13 protein-coding genes are annotated in these 13084 nt (G+C 72.2%); 5 read left to right on the forward strand and 8 right to left on the reverse strand.

What is annotated here, in order from left to right; all coding sequences use genetic code 11:
• Window positions 1-49: 49 nt before the first annotated feature.
• From OCU29_RS03160 to OCU29_RS03175, 4 genes are read right to left on the reverse strand one after another with little or no spacing between them, the layout of a single operon-like run.
• A complete protein-coding gene (locus OCU29_RS03160; protein ID WP_261818748.1) occupies window positions 50-1798 on the reverse strand; it encodes a cytochrome bc complex cytochrome b subunit in 1749 nt (582 codons plus the stop codon).
• A complete protein-coding gene (locus OCU29_RS03165; protein WP_306799001.1) occupies window positions 1795-2916 on the reverse strand; it encodes a ubiquinol-cytochrome c reductase iron-sulfur subunit in 1122 nt (373 codons plus the stop codon). Before OCU29_RS03165 ends, OCU29_RS03160 begins: the two co-directional genes overlap by 4 nt.
• Window positions 2913-3782, reverse strand: coding sequence for a c-type cytochrome (locus OCU29_RS03170; RefSeq protein WP_306799002.1), 870 nt, complete (start codon window positions 3780-3782; stop codon window positions 2913-2915). The genes OCU29_RS03165 and OCU29_RS03170 overlap by 4 nt, the downstream gene beginning before the upstream one ends.
• Window positions 3783-3820: 38 nt before the next feature.
• The gene (locus OCU29_RS03175) at window positions 3821-4426 is read right to left on the reverse strand and encodes a heme-copper oxidase subunit III (protein WP_261818915.1); all 606 of its coding nucleotides are present in this window, start codon (window positions 4424-4426) and stop codon (window positions 3821-3823) included.
• A 107-nt stretch (window positions 4427-4533) separates the two neighbouring features.
• On the opposite strand from OCU29_RS03175, the gene OCU29_RS03180 reads away from it, so the two are divergent.
• From OCU29_RS03180 to trpD, 3 genes are read left to right on the forward strand one after another with little or no spacing between them, the layout of a single operon-like run.
• The gene (locus OCU29_RS03180) at window positions 4534-5508 is read left to right on the forward strand and encodes a cytochrome c oxidase assembly protein (RefSeq protein ID WP_261818749.1); all 975 of its coding nucleotides are present in this window, start codon (window positions 4534-4536) and stop codon (window positions 5506-5508) included.
• A 10-nt stretch (window positions 5509-5518) separates the two neighbouring features.
• Window positions 5519-5941 (forward strand): response regulator transcription factor, encoded by a 423-nt coding sequence (locus OCU29_RS03185; RefSeq protein ID WP_179616050.1) that lies wholly within the window; start codon window positions 5519-5521, stop codon window positions 5939-5941.
• A 2-nt stretch (window positions 5942-5943) separates the two neighbouring features.
• Window positions 5944-6966, forward strand: coding sequence for an anthranilate phosphoribosyltransferase (gene trpD / locus OCU29_RS03190; protein ID WP_261818750.1), 1023 nt, complete (start codon window positions 5944-5946; stop codon window positions 6964-6966).
• A 213-nt stretch (window positions 6967-7179) separates the two neighbouring features.
• On the opposite strand, the gene OCU29_RS03195 is transcribed toward trpD, so the two are convergent.
• Genes OCU29_RS03195 through OCU29_RS03205 form a run of 3 tightly spaced genes read right to left on the reverse strand, consistent with a single transcriptional unit; the run spans window position 7180 to window position 9922 of the window.
• Window positions 7180-7815 (reverse strand): hypothetical protein, encoded by a 636-nt coding sequence (locus OCU29_RS03195; RefSeq protein ID WP_219633579.1) that lies wholly within the window; start codon window positions 7813-7815, stop codon window positions 7180-7182.
• An 8-nt stretch (window positions 7816-7823) separates the two neighbouring features.
• Window positions 7824-8102, reverse strand: coding sequence for an Lrp/AsnC family transcriptional regulator (locus OCU29_RS03200; protein WP_179616052.1), 279 nt, complete (start codon window positions 8100-8102; stop codon window positions 7824-7826).
• 5 nt (window positions 8103-8107) lie between these two features.
• A complete protein-coding gene (locus OCU29_RS03205; RefSeq protein ID WP_179616053.1) occupies window positions 8108-9922 on the reverse strand; it encodes a DEDD exonuclease domain-containing protein in 1815 nt (604 codons plus the stop codon).
• 118 nt (window positions 9923-10040) lie between these two features.
• Here OCU29_RS03205 and OCU29_RS03210 point away from each other — a divergent pair, with 118 nt between their 5' ends.
• Window positions 10041-11396, forward strand: a complete 1356-nt coding sequence (locus tag OCU29_RS03210; protein WP_261818751.1) for an NYN domain-containing protein — start codon at window positions 10041-10043, stop codon at window positions 11394-11396.
• Here the strand turns inward: OCU29_RS03210 and OCU29_RS03215 are convergent.
• The gene (locus OCU29_RS03215; RefSeq protein ID WP_261818752.1) at window positions 11305-12687 is read right to left on the reverse strand and encodes a hypothetical protein; all 1383 of its coding nucleotides are present in this window, start codon (window positions 12685-12687) and stop codon (window positions 11305-11307) included. The two genes, OCU29_RS03210 and OCU29_RS03215, sit on opposite strands and share 92 nt — an antisense overlap.
• Window positions 12688-12880: 193 nt before the next feature.
• Between OCU29_RS03215 and OCU29_RS03220 the strand changes: the two genes are divergently transcribed.
• Complete coding sequence (locus OCU29_RS03220) at window positions 12881-13054, forward strand: hypothetical protein (protein ID WP_368858940.1); 174 nt, start codon at window positions 12881-12883, stop codon at window positions 13052-13054.
• Window positions 13055-13084: the final 30 nt, after the last annotated feature.

Genomic DNA, 13084 nt, shown 5'->3' on the forward strand with positions numbered 1-13084 from the left:
CCCCCACCCGATCGCTCGGGTGGGGGCCTTCGTCGTGGAGCTGAGGTGCTCAGTGGCTCCCGCGCAGCGTCTCGCCCTCGACGGCGTGGTGGCCGTCGAACTGGTGGCCGTCGGCGGAGTGGCCCTCCATCGGCGCCTGCAGCTCGTGCTCGTGCTCGGCGTGGTGGTGCGCCTCCTCGAGCTCGGCCGCGGTGGGCTTCTGGACGTTGTCGGCGTACCAGAGCTTGTTGAGCTTGGCCCGCAGACCGCTGAGGCGCCCGCCGGGGGTGCGGACCCCGTTCTCGTCGGTCTCCGCCTCCGGCGTCCACATCTCGTCGCGGTCGCGAGCCGTGAGGGTGTACGCCGACGACGGCGTGATCGGCAGGTGCCGCTCGCTGTAGCCGCCCTCGGGGGAGCGCATGATCACGCCGGTCTCGTAGCCGTGGAGCAGCTTCTCCTGGTCGTGACGCTGCAGGGAGATGCACCAGCGGCGAGCGATCATGAAGGCGATGACCGGGCCCACGAAGACCGCCACCCGCATGAAGTAGGTGATCTGGTTGATGCTCAGGTTGAGTTTGATCGCGATGATGTCGTTGCCGCCCGCGGCCCACATCAGGCCGTAGAAGGTCATCAGGGCCACCATCAGCGCGGTGCGCGTCGGCGCGTTGCGCGGACGCTCCAGCAGGTGGTGGTCGCGCTTGTCGCCGGTGATCCAGGACTCGATGAACGGCAGCAGGAGCAGGATCGTGAACATCAGGCCGGGCAGCACGATGATCGGCAGGAAGACGTTCCAGGCCATCGTGTAGCCGAACAGGTGGGTCTCCCAGCCGGGCATGATGCGCAGCGCGCCGTCGGGCCAGCCCATGTACCAGTCGGGCTGCGAGCCGGCCGTGACCTTGGTCGGGTCGTAGGGGCCGAGCTTCCAGACCGGGTTGATGTTGAGCAGTGCACCCATCACCGCGGTGACGCCGAAGACGATGAAGAAGAAGCCACCGGCCTTGGCGGCGTACACGGGGAGCATCGGGAAGCCGACGACGTTCTCCTCGGTGCGGCCGGGACCAGGCCACTGCGTGTGCTTGTGGTAGACGAGCAGCAGCATGTGGGCCGCGATCAGCGCCAGGAGCAGGCCCGGCAGCAGCAGCACGTGGATGGTGTAGAGGCGCGGGATGATCGAGTCACCCGGGAACTCGCCACCGAAGAGGAAGAACGACATGTAGCTGCCGACCACCGGGACCGACTTCATGAAGCCGTCGGCGGCACGGATGCCGGTGCCCGAGAGCAGGTCGTCGGGCAGCGAGTAGCCGGTGAAGCCCTCGAGCGTGCCGAGCAGCAGCAGCAGCGAGCCGATGACCCAGTTGAGCTCACGGGGCTTGCGGAACGCGCCGGTGAAGTAGACGCGCAGCAGGTGGATCATCATCGAGGCGATGAAGATGTTGGCCGCCCAGTGGTGCATCTGGCGCATCAGCAGGCCGCCGCGGACGTCGAAGCTGATGTTGAGCGTGGAGGCCATCGCCTCCGACATGTGCAGCCCGCGCAGCTGGTCGTAGGAGCCCATGTAGGTCACCTCGGCCATGCTCGGCCGGTACCAGAACGTGAGGAACACGCCGGTCAGCAGCAGCACGACGAAGCTCCACAGAGCGATCTCGCCGAGCATGAAGGACCAGTGGTCGGGGAAGACCTTGCGCAGGTTCTTCTTCATGGCCGTGCCCAGGCCCAGGCGCTCGTCGGCCCAGTTGGCCACGACGCCGGCCTTGCCCGGCTTCTTGGCCGTCGCGGCCGAGCTGTTGCTCGTCGCGGTCTTGCTGGTGTCGATGCTCACAGCTCCGCCTCACCCTGGTCGCCGATGTCCTTGTGGTCACGCGTCCAGTAGCTGGGCCCCACCGGCTCGGTGAAGTCGCTCTGGGCCACCAGGAAGCCCTCGGCGTCGACGGCCAGCGGCAGCTGGGGCAGGTGCCGGGCAGCCGGGCCGAAGACGACGCGACCGGAGTCGGCGAGGTCGAAGGTCGACTGGTGGCACGGGCACAGCAGGTGGTGCGTGGTGCGCTCGTAGAGCGAGATCGGGCACCCGACGTGGGTGCAGATCTTGGAGTAGCAGACGATGCCGTCGACCGACCAGTTGTCGCGTCCCTCGCCGGGGATGACGTCGTCGGGGTCCATGCGGACCACGACCACCGCGGCCTTGGACTTCGCGACGTGCAGCTCGACACCCTCGATCTCGGGGTAGCCGTTCTCCTCGGTCGGGAAGATCGCCTCCGGCTCGGCGTTGACCAGGTCGCCGACCTCGAGGTCGGAGGCCCGGATCGGGGTGCCGATGACGTCGCGCACGACGCGCATGTCGGGCTTCCAGATCGTGTTCTCCAGACCCGCGTTCGGGCCCGCGGCGGCGGCCTGGCTCGGGGTCGGGCCGAGGTCGCGGAAGAGCACGACGGCCGGGGCCAGCAGCAGGGTCACCGAGCCGAGCAGCGAGTTGCGGATCAGCGGCCGGCGGGTGATGCCGGACTCCGCGACACCCGCGTCGAGCGCGGCCAGCGTCGCGGCGCGGTCCTCGTCGGAGGAGCGGGCGGGGTGGCGCATCTCGACCATCTCGTGGTCGGCCATCAGCTTGCGGGCCCACTGGATGATGCCCACGCCGATGAGCAGCAGCGCCATGCCCAGGGTCATGCCCAGGGCGAGGTTCGAGGCGCCGTACCCGCCGAAGGTCTGCCAGTTGTCGCCCACGTCGAGGGTGAAGTAGGCGACCAGGAACAGGATGGCGAAGACGGAGGAGAGCCCGAACATCGCAGCGACCTGGCGCTCGGCGCGCTGGGCGGCCTTGTCGTCGATGTCGGTGGGACGCCAGGTGTGCTCGGGCAGGCCCGGGTTGGCGATCGGCTCCTCGGTGGTGGCCGGGAGGTTCTGGTGGGACGCGCCGTGCGTGTCGTGCTGGATGTCGCTCACGGCGCCACCTTCTTCTTCGTCGAACGGGTCGTGTGAGCAGCGATCCAGATGGCGAAGGCGACCAGGCCGCCCATGCCGACCACCCAGGCGAACAGCCCGTCGGTCACCGGGCCGAGACCGCCCATGCCGAAGCCGCCGTAGGAGGGCTGCTCCTCGAGGGACTTCAGGTAGGCGATGACGTCGCGCTTCTCCTCGGGGGAGATGTTGCCGTTGCTGAAGCTCGGCATGTTCTGGGGACCGGTGAGCAGGGCCTCGTAGATGTACTTCTCCTCGACACCGTGCAGCGCCGGGGCGTAGCCGCCGTGGGGCATGGCGCCGCCGGCACCCTCGAAGTTGTGGCAGGCGGTGCAGTTGGTGAGGAAGATCTGGCCACCGCGCACGACGGCGGCCTCCTTCGCGTCGTCGTCGAGACCCTCGATGGAGTAGTCCGACTCGTCGGGGATCGCGGGGCCGGGGCCCAGCGAGGCGACGTACGCCGCCAGCTGGGCGGTCTCCTCGTCGGAGTACGTGGCGGGCTTGCGGGGCGCCTGGGCGCCCGGCTGCGCCATCGGCATCCGGCCGGTGCCGACCTGGAAGTCGACGGCGGCGGCGCCGACCCCGACCAGCGAGGGGCCGAGGACATTGCCGTTGATGGTGCTGACGCCCTCGCCGTTGAGGCCGTGGCAGCTCGAGCAGCCCACGAGGAACAGCTCGCGGCCCTTCTCGACCTCGATGGCCAGGGTGTCGGAGTCCTGCGCCTGGGCCGGGGCCAGGGCGGTGTAGAGACCGCCGGCGGTCACGAGACCGACCAGCAGCAGGACGAGGCCGGCCAACGGCCCGCGACGGTGTCGGGAGAGGCGACCGGCGGAGCGGTTCACGAAGCGCACTGGGGATCCTTGGGTTCGGGGTGCAGCGTCTCGGGGCGTTACTTCACAAGATAGATCGTGGCGAAAAGACCGATCCAGACGACGTCGACGAAGTGCCAGTAGTACGAGACGACGATGGCGCTGACTGCCTGCTCGTGGGTGAACTTGCGAGCCAGGTAGGTGCGGCCCAGCACGAGGAGGAAGGCGATGAGACCGCCGACCACGTGGATGCCGTGGAAGCCGGTGGTCAGGTAGAACATCGTGCCGTAGGCGGAGTCCTGGATGGTCACGCCCTCCTGGATCAAGGTGGCGTACTCGACGGCCTGGCCGGCCACGAAGATCGCACCCATGACGTAGGTCAGGATGAACCACTCGCGCAGGCCCCACAGCTTGAACTGCAGCAGCGACCCGGTGCGCCCGGCCTGACCGCGCTCGGCGGCGAAGACGCCGAGCTGGCAGGTCAGCGAGGACAGCACCAGGATCGTGGTGTTGGTCAACGCGAAGGGCACGTCGAGGAGCTGGGTGTTCTGCTCCCACAGGTCGGGACTGACCGAGCGGATCGTGAAGTACGACGCGAAGAGCGCCGCGAAGAACATCAGCTCGCTCGAAAGCCAGATGATGGTCCCGACACTGACCATGCTGGGTCGGTCGTGGTGCCCGTGCAGACGGGATGCTGGGAGGGTTGCCGCTGTCGCCACACGAGCATTATGGCCTGCGATCTCGCAGAGGCCACCACGACCCCCGGTTAGTGCCGGGTCATAAAGTTCACAGTGTGCAGATTCCCGCGTTCCCCGCCGATCTGGCCGCTCCCGTGGTGGTCGCGCTGACGGCCGACCCGGACCTCCCGGCCTTCTCCCTGGGCCAGGTCCTGGGCCAGTGGTCGCTCTCCCCGGTGCCCACGGTCGCGACGGTCTGGGTGGTCGGCCTCTACCTCTACGGGGTCTCGAGGCTGCGCGCCCGCGGCGACCGCTGGCCCGTGGGGCGCACGGTGGCGTTCGTCGGCGTGGGCATGGGTTCCTTCTACTTCGCGACCGCCTCGGGGCTGGCGGCGTACGACACGACGCTGCTGAGCGTGCACATGGTCCAGCACATGATCCTGTCGATGCTGGTGCCGCTCGCGCTGGCGCTGGGCGCCCCGGTGACCCTGGCGCTGCGCACGCTGCCGCAGCGCCCGCGCGGCTGGCTGCTGGCGCTGCTGCACTCGCGGCTGGCCAAGGTGCTGTCCTTCGCCCCCCTGGCCTTCGTGCTCTACATCGTCTCGCCGTGGGCGCTCTACTTCACCGACTGGTACCGCGCGTCGCTGGAGTCGGTCTTCGTGCACGAGATGATGCACGTGCACCTGGTGGCGGTGGGGGCGCTGTTCTTCTGGCCGCTGATGGGCATCGACCCGCTGCCCGGCCGCCTGGGCTACCCGTTCCGGATGCTGCTGACGGTGCTGACGCTGCCCTTCCACGCCTTCCTCGGCGTCACGATCATGGGCCAGTCGACGCTGCTGGGCGGCGACTACTACCCACGCCTGGGCGAGGGGCCGATGGGCTCGTGGCTGCCCGACCCCTTCGACGACCAGCACCTGGCCGGCGGCATCCTGTGGGGCTCGGGCGACCTGATCGCCCTCAGCTTCTTCGGGGTGCTCTTCGTGCAGTGGGTGCGCTCGTCGATGGCCGAGGCCAGGCGCGAGGACCGGCGCCTGGACCGGTTGGAGGCCCGGGAGCGGGCCGCGGCGTCCGCCGGCAGCGGCGACGGGTAGCATCGCGGCCGTGAGCGACACCACTGCCTCCCGCGCGCCGTTGAAGGTGCTCGTCTACAGCGACGACGTCAACACCCGCAAGCAGGTCATCCTGGCGCTGGGCCGACGCCCGCACCCGGACCTGCCGGAGCTGGAGTACGTCGAGGTCGCGACCGAGCCGGTCGTCATCCAGAACATGGACGCCGGCCACATCGACCTGGCGATCCTCGACGGCGAGGCCGTGCCCGCCGGCGGGATGGGCATCGCCAAGCAGCTCAAGGACGAGATCCACCGCTGCCCCCCGGTCCTGGTGCTGACCGGCCGCCCCCAGGACGCCTGGCTGGCGACCTGGTCGCGCGCCGAGGCCGCGGTGCCGCACCCGCTCGACCCGATCCAGCTCGCCGAGACGGTCGTGGCGCTGCTGCGCGCCCGCGTGCCGGCGACCAGCGCCTGAGCGTGGCCAGCTGGCCCGAGGTGCTCGGCGCCCTGGTCGCCGGGGAGGACCTCTCCGCCGAGCAGACCGGCTGGGCGATGGGCGAGATCCTCGCCGGGCAGGCCACCGACGCCCAGGTCGCCGGCTTCGCCGTCGCGCTGCGCGCCAAGGGCGAGAGCATCGAGGAGGTCCTCGGGCTGGTCGAGGCGATGTACGCCGTCGCCACGCCGCTGAGCGTGCCCGGGCGCACCCTCGACGTGGTCGGCACCGGCGGTGACCGGTCGATGTCGGTCAACATCTCCACGATGGCGGCGATCGTGGCCGCCGGGGCCGGGGCCCGCGTCGTCAAGCACGGCAACCGCTCGGCCTCCTCGACCTCCGGCACCGCCGACGTGCTCGAGGTGCTGGGCGTGCGCCTCGACCTGCCGCCCGCGCGGGTGGCCGAGGTCGCCCAGGAGGCCGGCATCACCTTCTGCTTCGCCTCCGCCTTCCACCCGGCGCTGCGCCACGCCGCGGTGCCGCGCCGCGAGCTGGGCATCGGCACCACCTTCAACCTGCTCGGCCCGCTCGCCAACCCCTCGCGCCCCGCGGCCCAGGCCATCGGCTGCGCCTACGCCGGCAAGCCGCCGCTGATGGCCGGCGTCTTCGCCCGCCGCGGCGTCGACGCGTGGGTCTTCCGCGGCGACGACGGGCTCGACGAGCTGACCACGACCACCACCTCCTCGCTGTGGGTCGTCCACGACGGCGAGGTCCGCGAGGCCACCGTCGACCCGGCGGCGCTCGGCCTGGCGCCGGCGACCACCGACGACCTGCGCGGCGGCGACGCGGCCCACAACGCCGACGTCGTACGACGGGTGCTGGCGGGGGAGCGCGGACCCGTGCGCGAGGCGGTGCTGCTCAACGCCGGCGCCGCCCTGGCCGTGCACGACGAGCCGGCCGCCGACCCGCTGACGGCCCTGGCCGCCGGCATCCAGCGCGCCGCCGAGTCGGTCGACTCCGGCGCGGCCGCCTCGACCCTGCAGCGCTGGGTCGAGGTCTCGCGCTGACCCGGCGCAAATCTCACACCGACCCGGCGCGGATCTCACACTGACCCGGCGCAGATCTCACGCTGACCCGGCGCGGATCTCGCGCTGACCCGGCCCGGGTGTCCCACTGACAGCCCGGCGCACCTGGGTGCGTACGACGGGGTCGGTTCGGGCCGGCTCGTTGCGAGATATGCGACGCCTCAGCGCGACATTTGCGACGTCTCGGCGTGGTGGTCAGCTGGGCGCGAGGTCGAGCACGTAGGCCTCGCCGTCGCGGCGGAAGCCCAGGTGGTCGTAGTAGGCGCCGACCATGCGGGGAGCGGTGACGACGCGGGTGAAGCCCAGCTCGCGCAGCGCGTCGCTGCGGCGCCACACGAACTCGCCGGGGGTGAAGTCGCGGAAGCGCGGGGTGACGTAGTCGAGGCGCACGTGGGCCACGTCGCCCTCCCGGCGCACCACCACGACACCGACGGTCTCGTCGCCGCGCTGCACCAGGAACGCGTGGTCGTCGACCGGGTCGGGGCGGCCGTCGAAGTCGGGCTGGAAGCGGGCGATGTCGGCGCGGTGGGTGCGCAGCACGTGGTGGAGGTAGACGTCGTCGGCGCCGACCTCGAGCACCTCGAAGACGTGGTCGTCGTGGCGCTGGCCCACCAGCTTGAGGAGGAACCATACGTTGATCGCGCTGGTGACCGCGTTGAGCCCGACCATCGGCCAGACCTCGATCAGCGCGTTGAACAGCAGCAGGGCCAGGCCGGCCGCCAGGTTGAGCACCCGGAAGCGCAGCACCCGCTGCTGCATCAACGAGAAGACCAGCAGCGCGCTGCCGCCCCACCCGAGGACGTCGAGCCAGTGCTCGGCCAGGAGGTCCACGGCCGACCTCAGTCGAGACCGAGGGAGAAGGCGCTCTCGAGGTCGTGGCGGGAGTAGGCCCGGAAGGCGATGTGGGTCTCGGTCGAGGTCACGCCGGGCACCTTGTTGAGCGTGTCGGCGACGACCGAGGCGACCTCGTCGTGGTCGCGGACCCGGACCAGGGCGATGAGGTCGATCTGGCCGGTCACGGAGTAGACCTCCGAGACGCCGTCGAGGGCGGCGATCTGCTCGGCCACCTCGGGGATGCGGGCGACGTCGGCCTTGACGAAGACGATGGCGGTGATCACGGCAGTCACGGTAGCGCCTCGACGCGGGGGCGTCGCGAGGTGGCGAGCGGACGGCGCTCGGCGGCGGGCGTCAGCTCGCGCCGCGACTGCGCCACCGCGTCGTGCACGGCAAGGTGGCGGGTCGCGCCGGCCACCGGGCAGGCCCACTCGCCGGTCACCTCGACCAGCCGGACGTGGTCGGACTCCAGCCAGCGCAGGATCTTCTCGGTCTCCTCGGCGCTCGCCGCCGGCACCGGACCCGGCGCGGGCCGCACCGTCTCGGCCGCGGCGCGCAGCTGGGCGACGTAGGCGTGGGCGTCATGCCCGGACGGGATCACGCCCGCGGCGGCCAGCCGGCCGTGGCGCACCACGTGGACCGCCCAGCGACCGTCGTCCTCGCGGCGCGCGGCCACCACCTCGGGGCAGCCGGTCAGCGCGCCGAGCCGCTGGGTGCGGGCGGCCGCGCGCACGAAGGAGGCGAGCCGGTCGCGGTGGGCGCCGGCCTCCTCGAAGCGCTCCTCGGCGGCCAGCAGGCCCATGCGGTGGTTGATCGTCTCGACCACGTCGTCGGGGCGGCGCAGCAGCGCGTCGCGCAGCTGGCGCACCAGGGCGGCGTACGACGCCTCGTCGACGCTGCCGTCGCAGGGCGCGAGGCACTTGCCCATCTCGGCCAGCACGCAGGCGCTGCGCGACGGGCGCCGCGCCAGCCGGTCGGTGCACTGGCGCACCGGGAAGGTCTCGTGGAGCGCCGAGAGGCAGCTCTCGGCGGCGCGCTTGGAGGAGAAGGGGCCCAGGTAGTCGGCGTCGTCCTCGAGCACCCGCGTGACCAGCGAGAGCCGTGGCCACGGCTCGCGGGTCAGCTTGATGAAGTGCATCTTCTCGGGGAAGCGCGAGCGGCGGTTGTAGCGCGGCTTGTGCTCGGCGATCAGCCGCAGCTCGCGCACCTGCGCCTCGAGCGGGGTGGCGCACTCGACGTGGTCGACGCGGTCGGCCAGGCGCACCATCTCGCCCATCCGCGAGCGGGTCTCGGAGGCAGTGAAGTAGGAGCGCACGCGGGTGCGCAGGTCGCGCGAGGTGCCGACGTAGAGCACCCGCTCGTGGTCGTCGCGGAAGAGGTAGACGCCGGGGGCGTGCGGCAGCTGCTCGGCCAGGTGGCGCTTCTTGCGCTGGGCGGCACTGACCCGCGCCGAGAACGTCTGCAGCTCCTCGAGGGTCTGCACACCGACGCTGCCCAGTCGCCCGAAGAGCCCGTGGAGCACGTCGACGGTCGCGCGCGCGTCGGCCAGGGCGCGGTGGTTGGGCGTGGTCTCGGCCCCGAAGAGCCGCGCCAGCGAGGACAGCTTGCAGTTGGGGGCGTCGTCGCGGGTGATGACGCGGCGCGCGATCTTGGCGGTGTCGACGACCTCGAAGCGCGGCCAGGGCCGCTGCTGCTCGGCGGCGAAGTGCTGCAGGAAGCCGACGTCGAAGGGGGCGTTGTGGGCCACCAGGACGCAGCCGGCCGCGAACTCCAGGAAGGCCGGCAGGGCTGACTCGATGCCGGGGGAGTCGGCGACCATCGAGTTGGTGATGCCGGTGAGCACCGAGATGAACGGTGGGATCGTGGTGTGCGGGTTGACCAGGGTCTGGAACTCCCCGAGCACCTCCCCGCCGCGCACCTTGACCGCCCCGATCTCGGTGATCATCGAGCCCTGGGCCGCCGACCCGCCGGTCGTCTCGAGGTCGACCACGCAGAAGGTGAGGTCGCGCAGCGGCCGGCCGAGCTCGTCGAAGCTCAGCTGGGCCTCGCGCTGGACCGCCCCCGGAGGGGTGCTGGTGACGGTCTGCGCGCTGGCCCTGCTCATGGGAGTGACGCTAGGTGGCGGCACCGACAGCGTGCGGTAGGCGCGCGCCCATAGGGTGGAGCCGGGAGCGACCGGCGGACGTGAGGACCGGTCCCCAACCAGCGAGCGAGGAGGCGGCGTGGGCGAGCACGAGCGCGCCGTCGGCCCGGCTGCCGGGGACGGCGACCACGTCGACCACGATGAGGGCGGCGAGGCGGACGTCGCGCTGGACGCCCTCCCGGTCGCGGTGCGCACCCGGGTCGTGGGCATCGTCGCCGCGGTGCTGCCCGAGGTGAGCGGCCTGCCGCCGGCCCTGCGCCGGGTGGCGGGCTTCGCGCCGGCGCGCCGCGCCCGGCTGGGCGGTACGGCGATCGCGGCCGCGCTGGCCGACCCCGACCTGCGCGAGCGGGCCGCCCACCAGGTCGCGACCCAGCGCGCCGCCGAGGTGCAGGCGCTGCGCGAGGGCGGCTCGGGTGACGCGCTCGAGGACGCCGCGCTCGGCTGGCTGCTGCGCCCGCGCGGCTGGACCCGGCGCCTCGACGACGCCGTCAGCACCGTGGCCGCCCGCGAGGAGAGCGCCGAGCGGGCGCGCGAGACCCGGTTGGGCGAGCGCGCCGAGCAGGCCGAGCAGGCGCTGCGCGAGGCGCGGGCGTCGTACCGGGCCCAGGTGGAGGAGCAGAAGTCGGAGATCGCCTCGCTGCGCCGCCGGCTGGGCGAGACCCGCGCCGCCGAGCGCACCGCCCGCGAGGAGCTGGAGCGCGCGCAGGGCGAGGTCGAGCAGGCCCGCGCCCGCGAGCAGGCGGCGCTGACCGCCCAGGACAAGGAGCTGCGCCGGCTCCGGGCCCGCGTCGAGGAGCTGGAGGCCCAGGCGCAGTCGCAGCGGCGCGCCGGGCGCACCGAGCGCGAGGACGCCAGCGCGCGGGCGCGGGTGCTGCTCGAGACGGTCATCGACGCGGCGTCCGGGCTGCGCCGCGAGCTGGGCCTGCCGACCGGGTCGACCTCGCCGGGGGAGTCGGTCGAGCAGCAGGTCGAGGACGACGCGGCGCGCGACGACGCCTCGGGCCGCACCACCAGCCCCCCGATCACCGCGTCGGTGCTCGAGCAGCACCTCTCGCTGCCGCACGCGCGGCTGGTCGTCGACGGCTACAACGTCAGCAAGGCGGTCTGGTCGTCCTCGTCGCTGGAGACCCAGCGCACCCGGCTGCTGGCGCTCCTGGCGCCGCTGGTCGCGCGCACGCGCGCGGAGACCACCGTCGTCTTCGACGCCGCCGAGGTCGACCTGCGCCCGGCGGTGTCGGCGCCGCGGGGCGTCAAGGTGCTCTTCAGCCCGTACGGCGTCATCGCCGACCGCGTCATCGAGGACCTGGTCGCCGCCGAGCCCGAGGGGCGCGTGGTCCTCGTGGTCACCGACGACCAGGAGCTGCGCGCCCGGACCCGCGGCCGGGGTGTGCGGCACGTGGGCTCGCGGGTGCTGCTGGACCTGCTGGCGCGCTGAGGGGGCCGAACCGGTCGGCGTACACCTGACCGGCGAGGGCGCCGATGAGGGTGGTGAGCGCCAGCCAGCCGATCAGCCACGGGAACTCGCGCAGCGCCAGCGCCAGCGAGCTGTCGGTCCACGCTTCGGTGACGGGCACGAAGAAGCTCTCCGTGACGGCCCCGAGCGAGATGACTCCCAGCTGGAGGCCGAGCACTGGCCCGAGCAGTCGCCGCCCCACCGGTCCCGCTCGGGTCGCTGCCATCGCGTAGGCGGGGAAGGAGCAGGCCAGCAGCTCGAGGGTCAGGCGGTACCCGTAGAAGTTCACCCCGCCGCCGAAGTGGTTGATGAGGCCCTGCACGAAGGTGTAGGCCAGCCCCGCCGCGAGGAGCAGGCGGCTCCAGTCCGGCAGCACCCGCCAGGAGCGCACCACCGCGGGCAGCAGGAGCAGCAGCACCGGCGTCCACACCAGGATGCCTCGGTCGGGGGAGATCCACAGCCCCAGCTGGTTCACGGTGCGGTCCACCAGCCCCGAGCCCCCGGGACCGCCGGTCGTGGCGTTGGTGGCGACGCTGGAGGCGTCGTACCCGCCGGTCGGCTCCCACTTGCCGTACATCTCGTGGGTCCACACGAAGGCGAGGCCCAGGAACCCCGCACTCACGGTTCCGGCACGCACGGCGATGACGGCACGGCGGCGCCACAGGGCGAGCCCGAGCCCAAGCAGAGCGACGACCAGGACGGCGTGCAGGCGGCCCCAGAGGGCGACACCTCCGAAGAGGCCGAGCAGCCACCACCGCTCTCGAGAGCAGGCCCACGCCATGCCCGCGATGCCGACGAGGGTGACGGTGTGGGGCCACAGGCTGTTGGCCGCGTTGCTCCAGATCGGGGTCGTGAGTGCCAGCGCCGTCAGCGCAGCGACGACCTGTGCCGTGGGCAGGACCGTGAGCAGGGCGCGTGCGTAGAGCAGCAGCGCCGCGACCACGAGGACGGCGGCGAGCACCCCGGCGGGGACCACGCTGAAGTCCTGCGGCTCGGTACCTCGGCCGAACAAGTACGCCGGCACTCCGGCGGCGATGGCCCCGGGGGAGCGGAAGACGGCGACGTGGCCGTTGTCGGCGAGCCCGGTCCAGAGGTGCTGATGAGGGGCCGTGGGTATCTGCTCGAGCGGGAAACCGTCGAACCACGGCTCACCCGTCGTGGCGATGCGCCAGGCGGCCAGAGCGGCCGAGAGCACGTCGTTGACCACCCGGTCGCGGGCGACCGTGGCGATGTAGACGACGAGGAGCACCAGGCTCCAGGAACCCCAGAGCACAGCTTCGCGGCGGTCGATGCGAGAGGGCCGGGACAACACCGGCCGACGGTCTCACGCGCAGGGCAGGCAGGGGGCGCGAATCGCGTAGCCCGGTGCGCGACACGCCGCGCAGGCAATGTCGTCGGCGTCGTTGTCGGTGGGCCCTGCCAACGTCACGCCCATGACGACGAGAATCGACTGCGACACCTGTGTGGTGCGAGGCCTGTCCTGCCACGACTGCGTGGTCACCGTGCTGCTGGGGCCGCCGCCCGAGCTGACCATCGACGACGACGAGAGGCGGGCGCTCGACGCGCTGGCCGCCGGCGGCCTGGTGCCACCGCTGCGGCTGGTGGAGCCGGTCACCGGCCCCGAGGCCGAGTCGGCCTGACTGGTCCACGGGCCCGCCGGCCGTGTCCTG

Origin of the sequence: Nocardioides sp. OK12, assembly GCF_024341885.1 — a bacterium.
GTDB lineage: Bacteria > Actinomycetota > Actinomycetes > Propionibacteriales > Nocardioidaceae > Nocardioides > Nocardioides marinisabuli.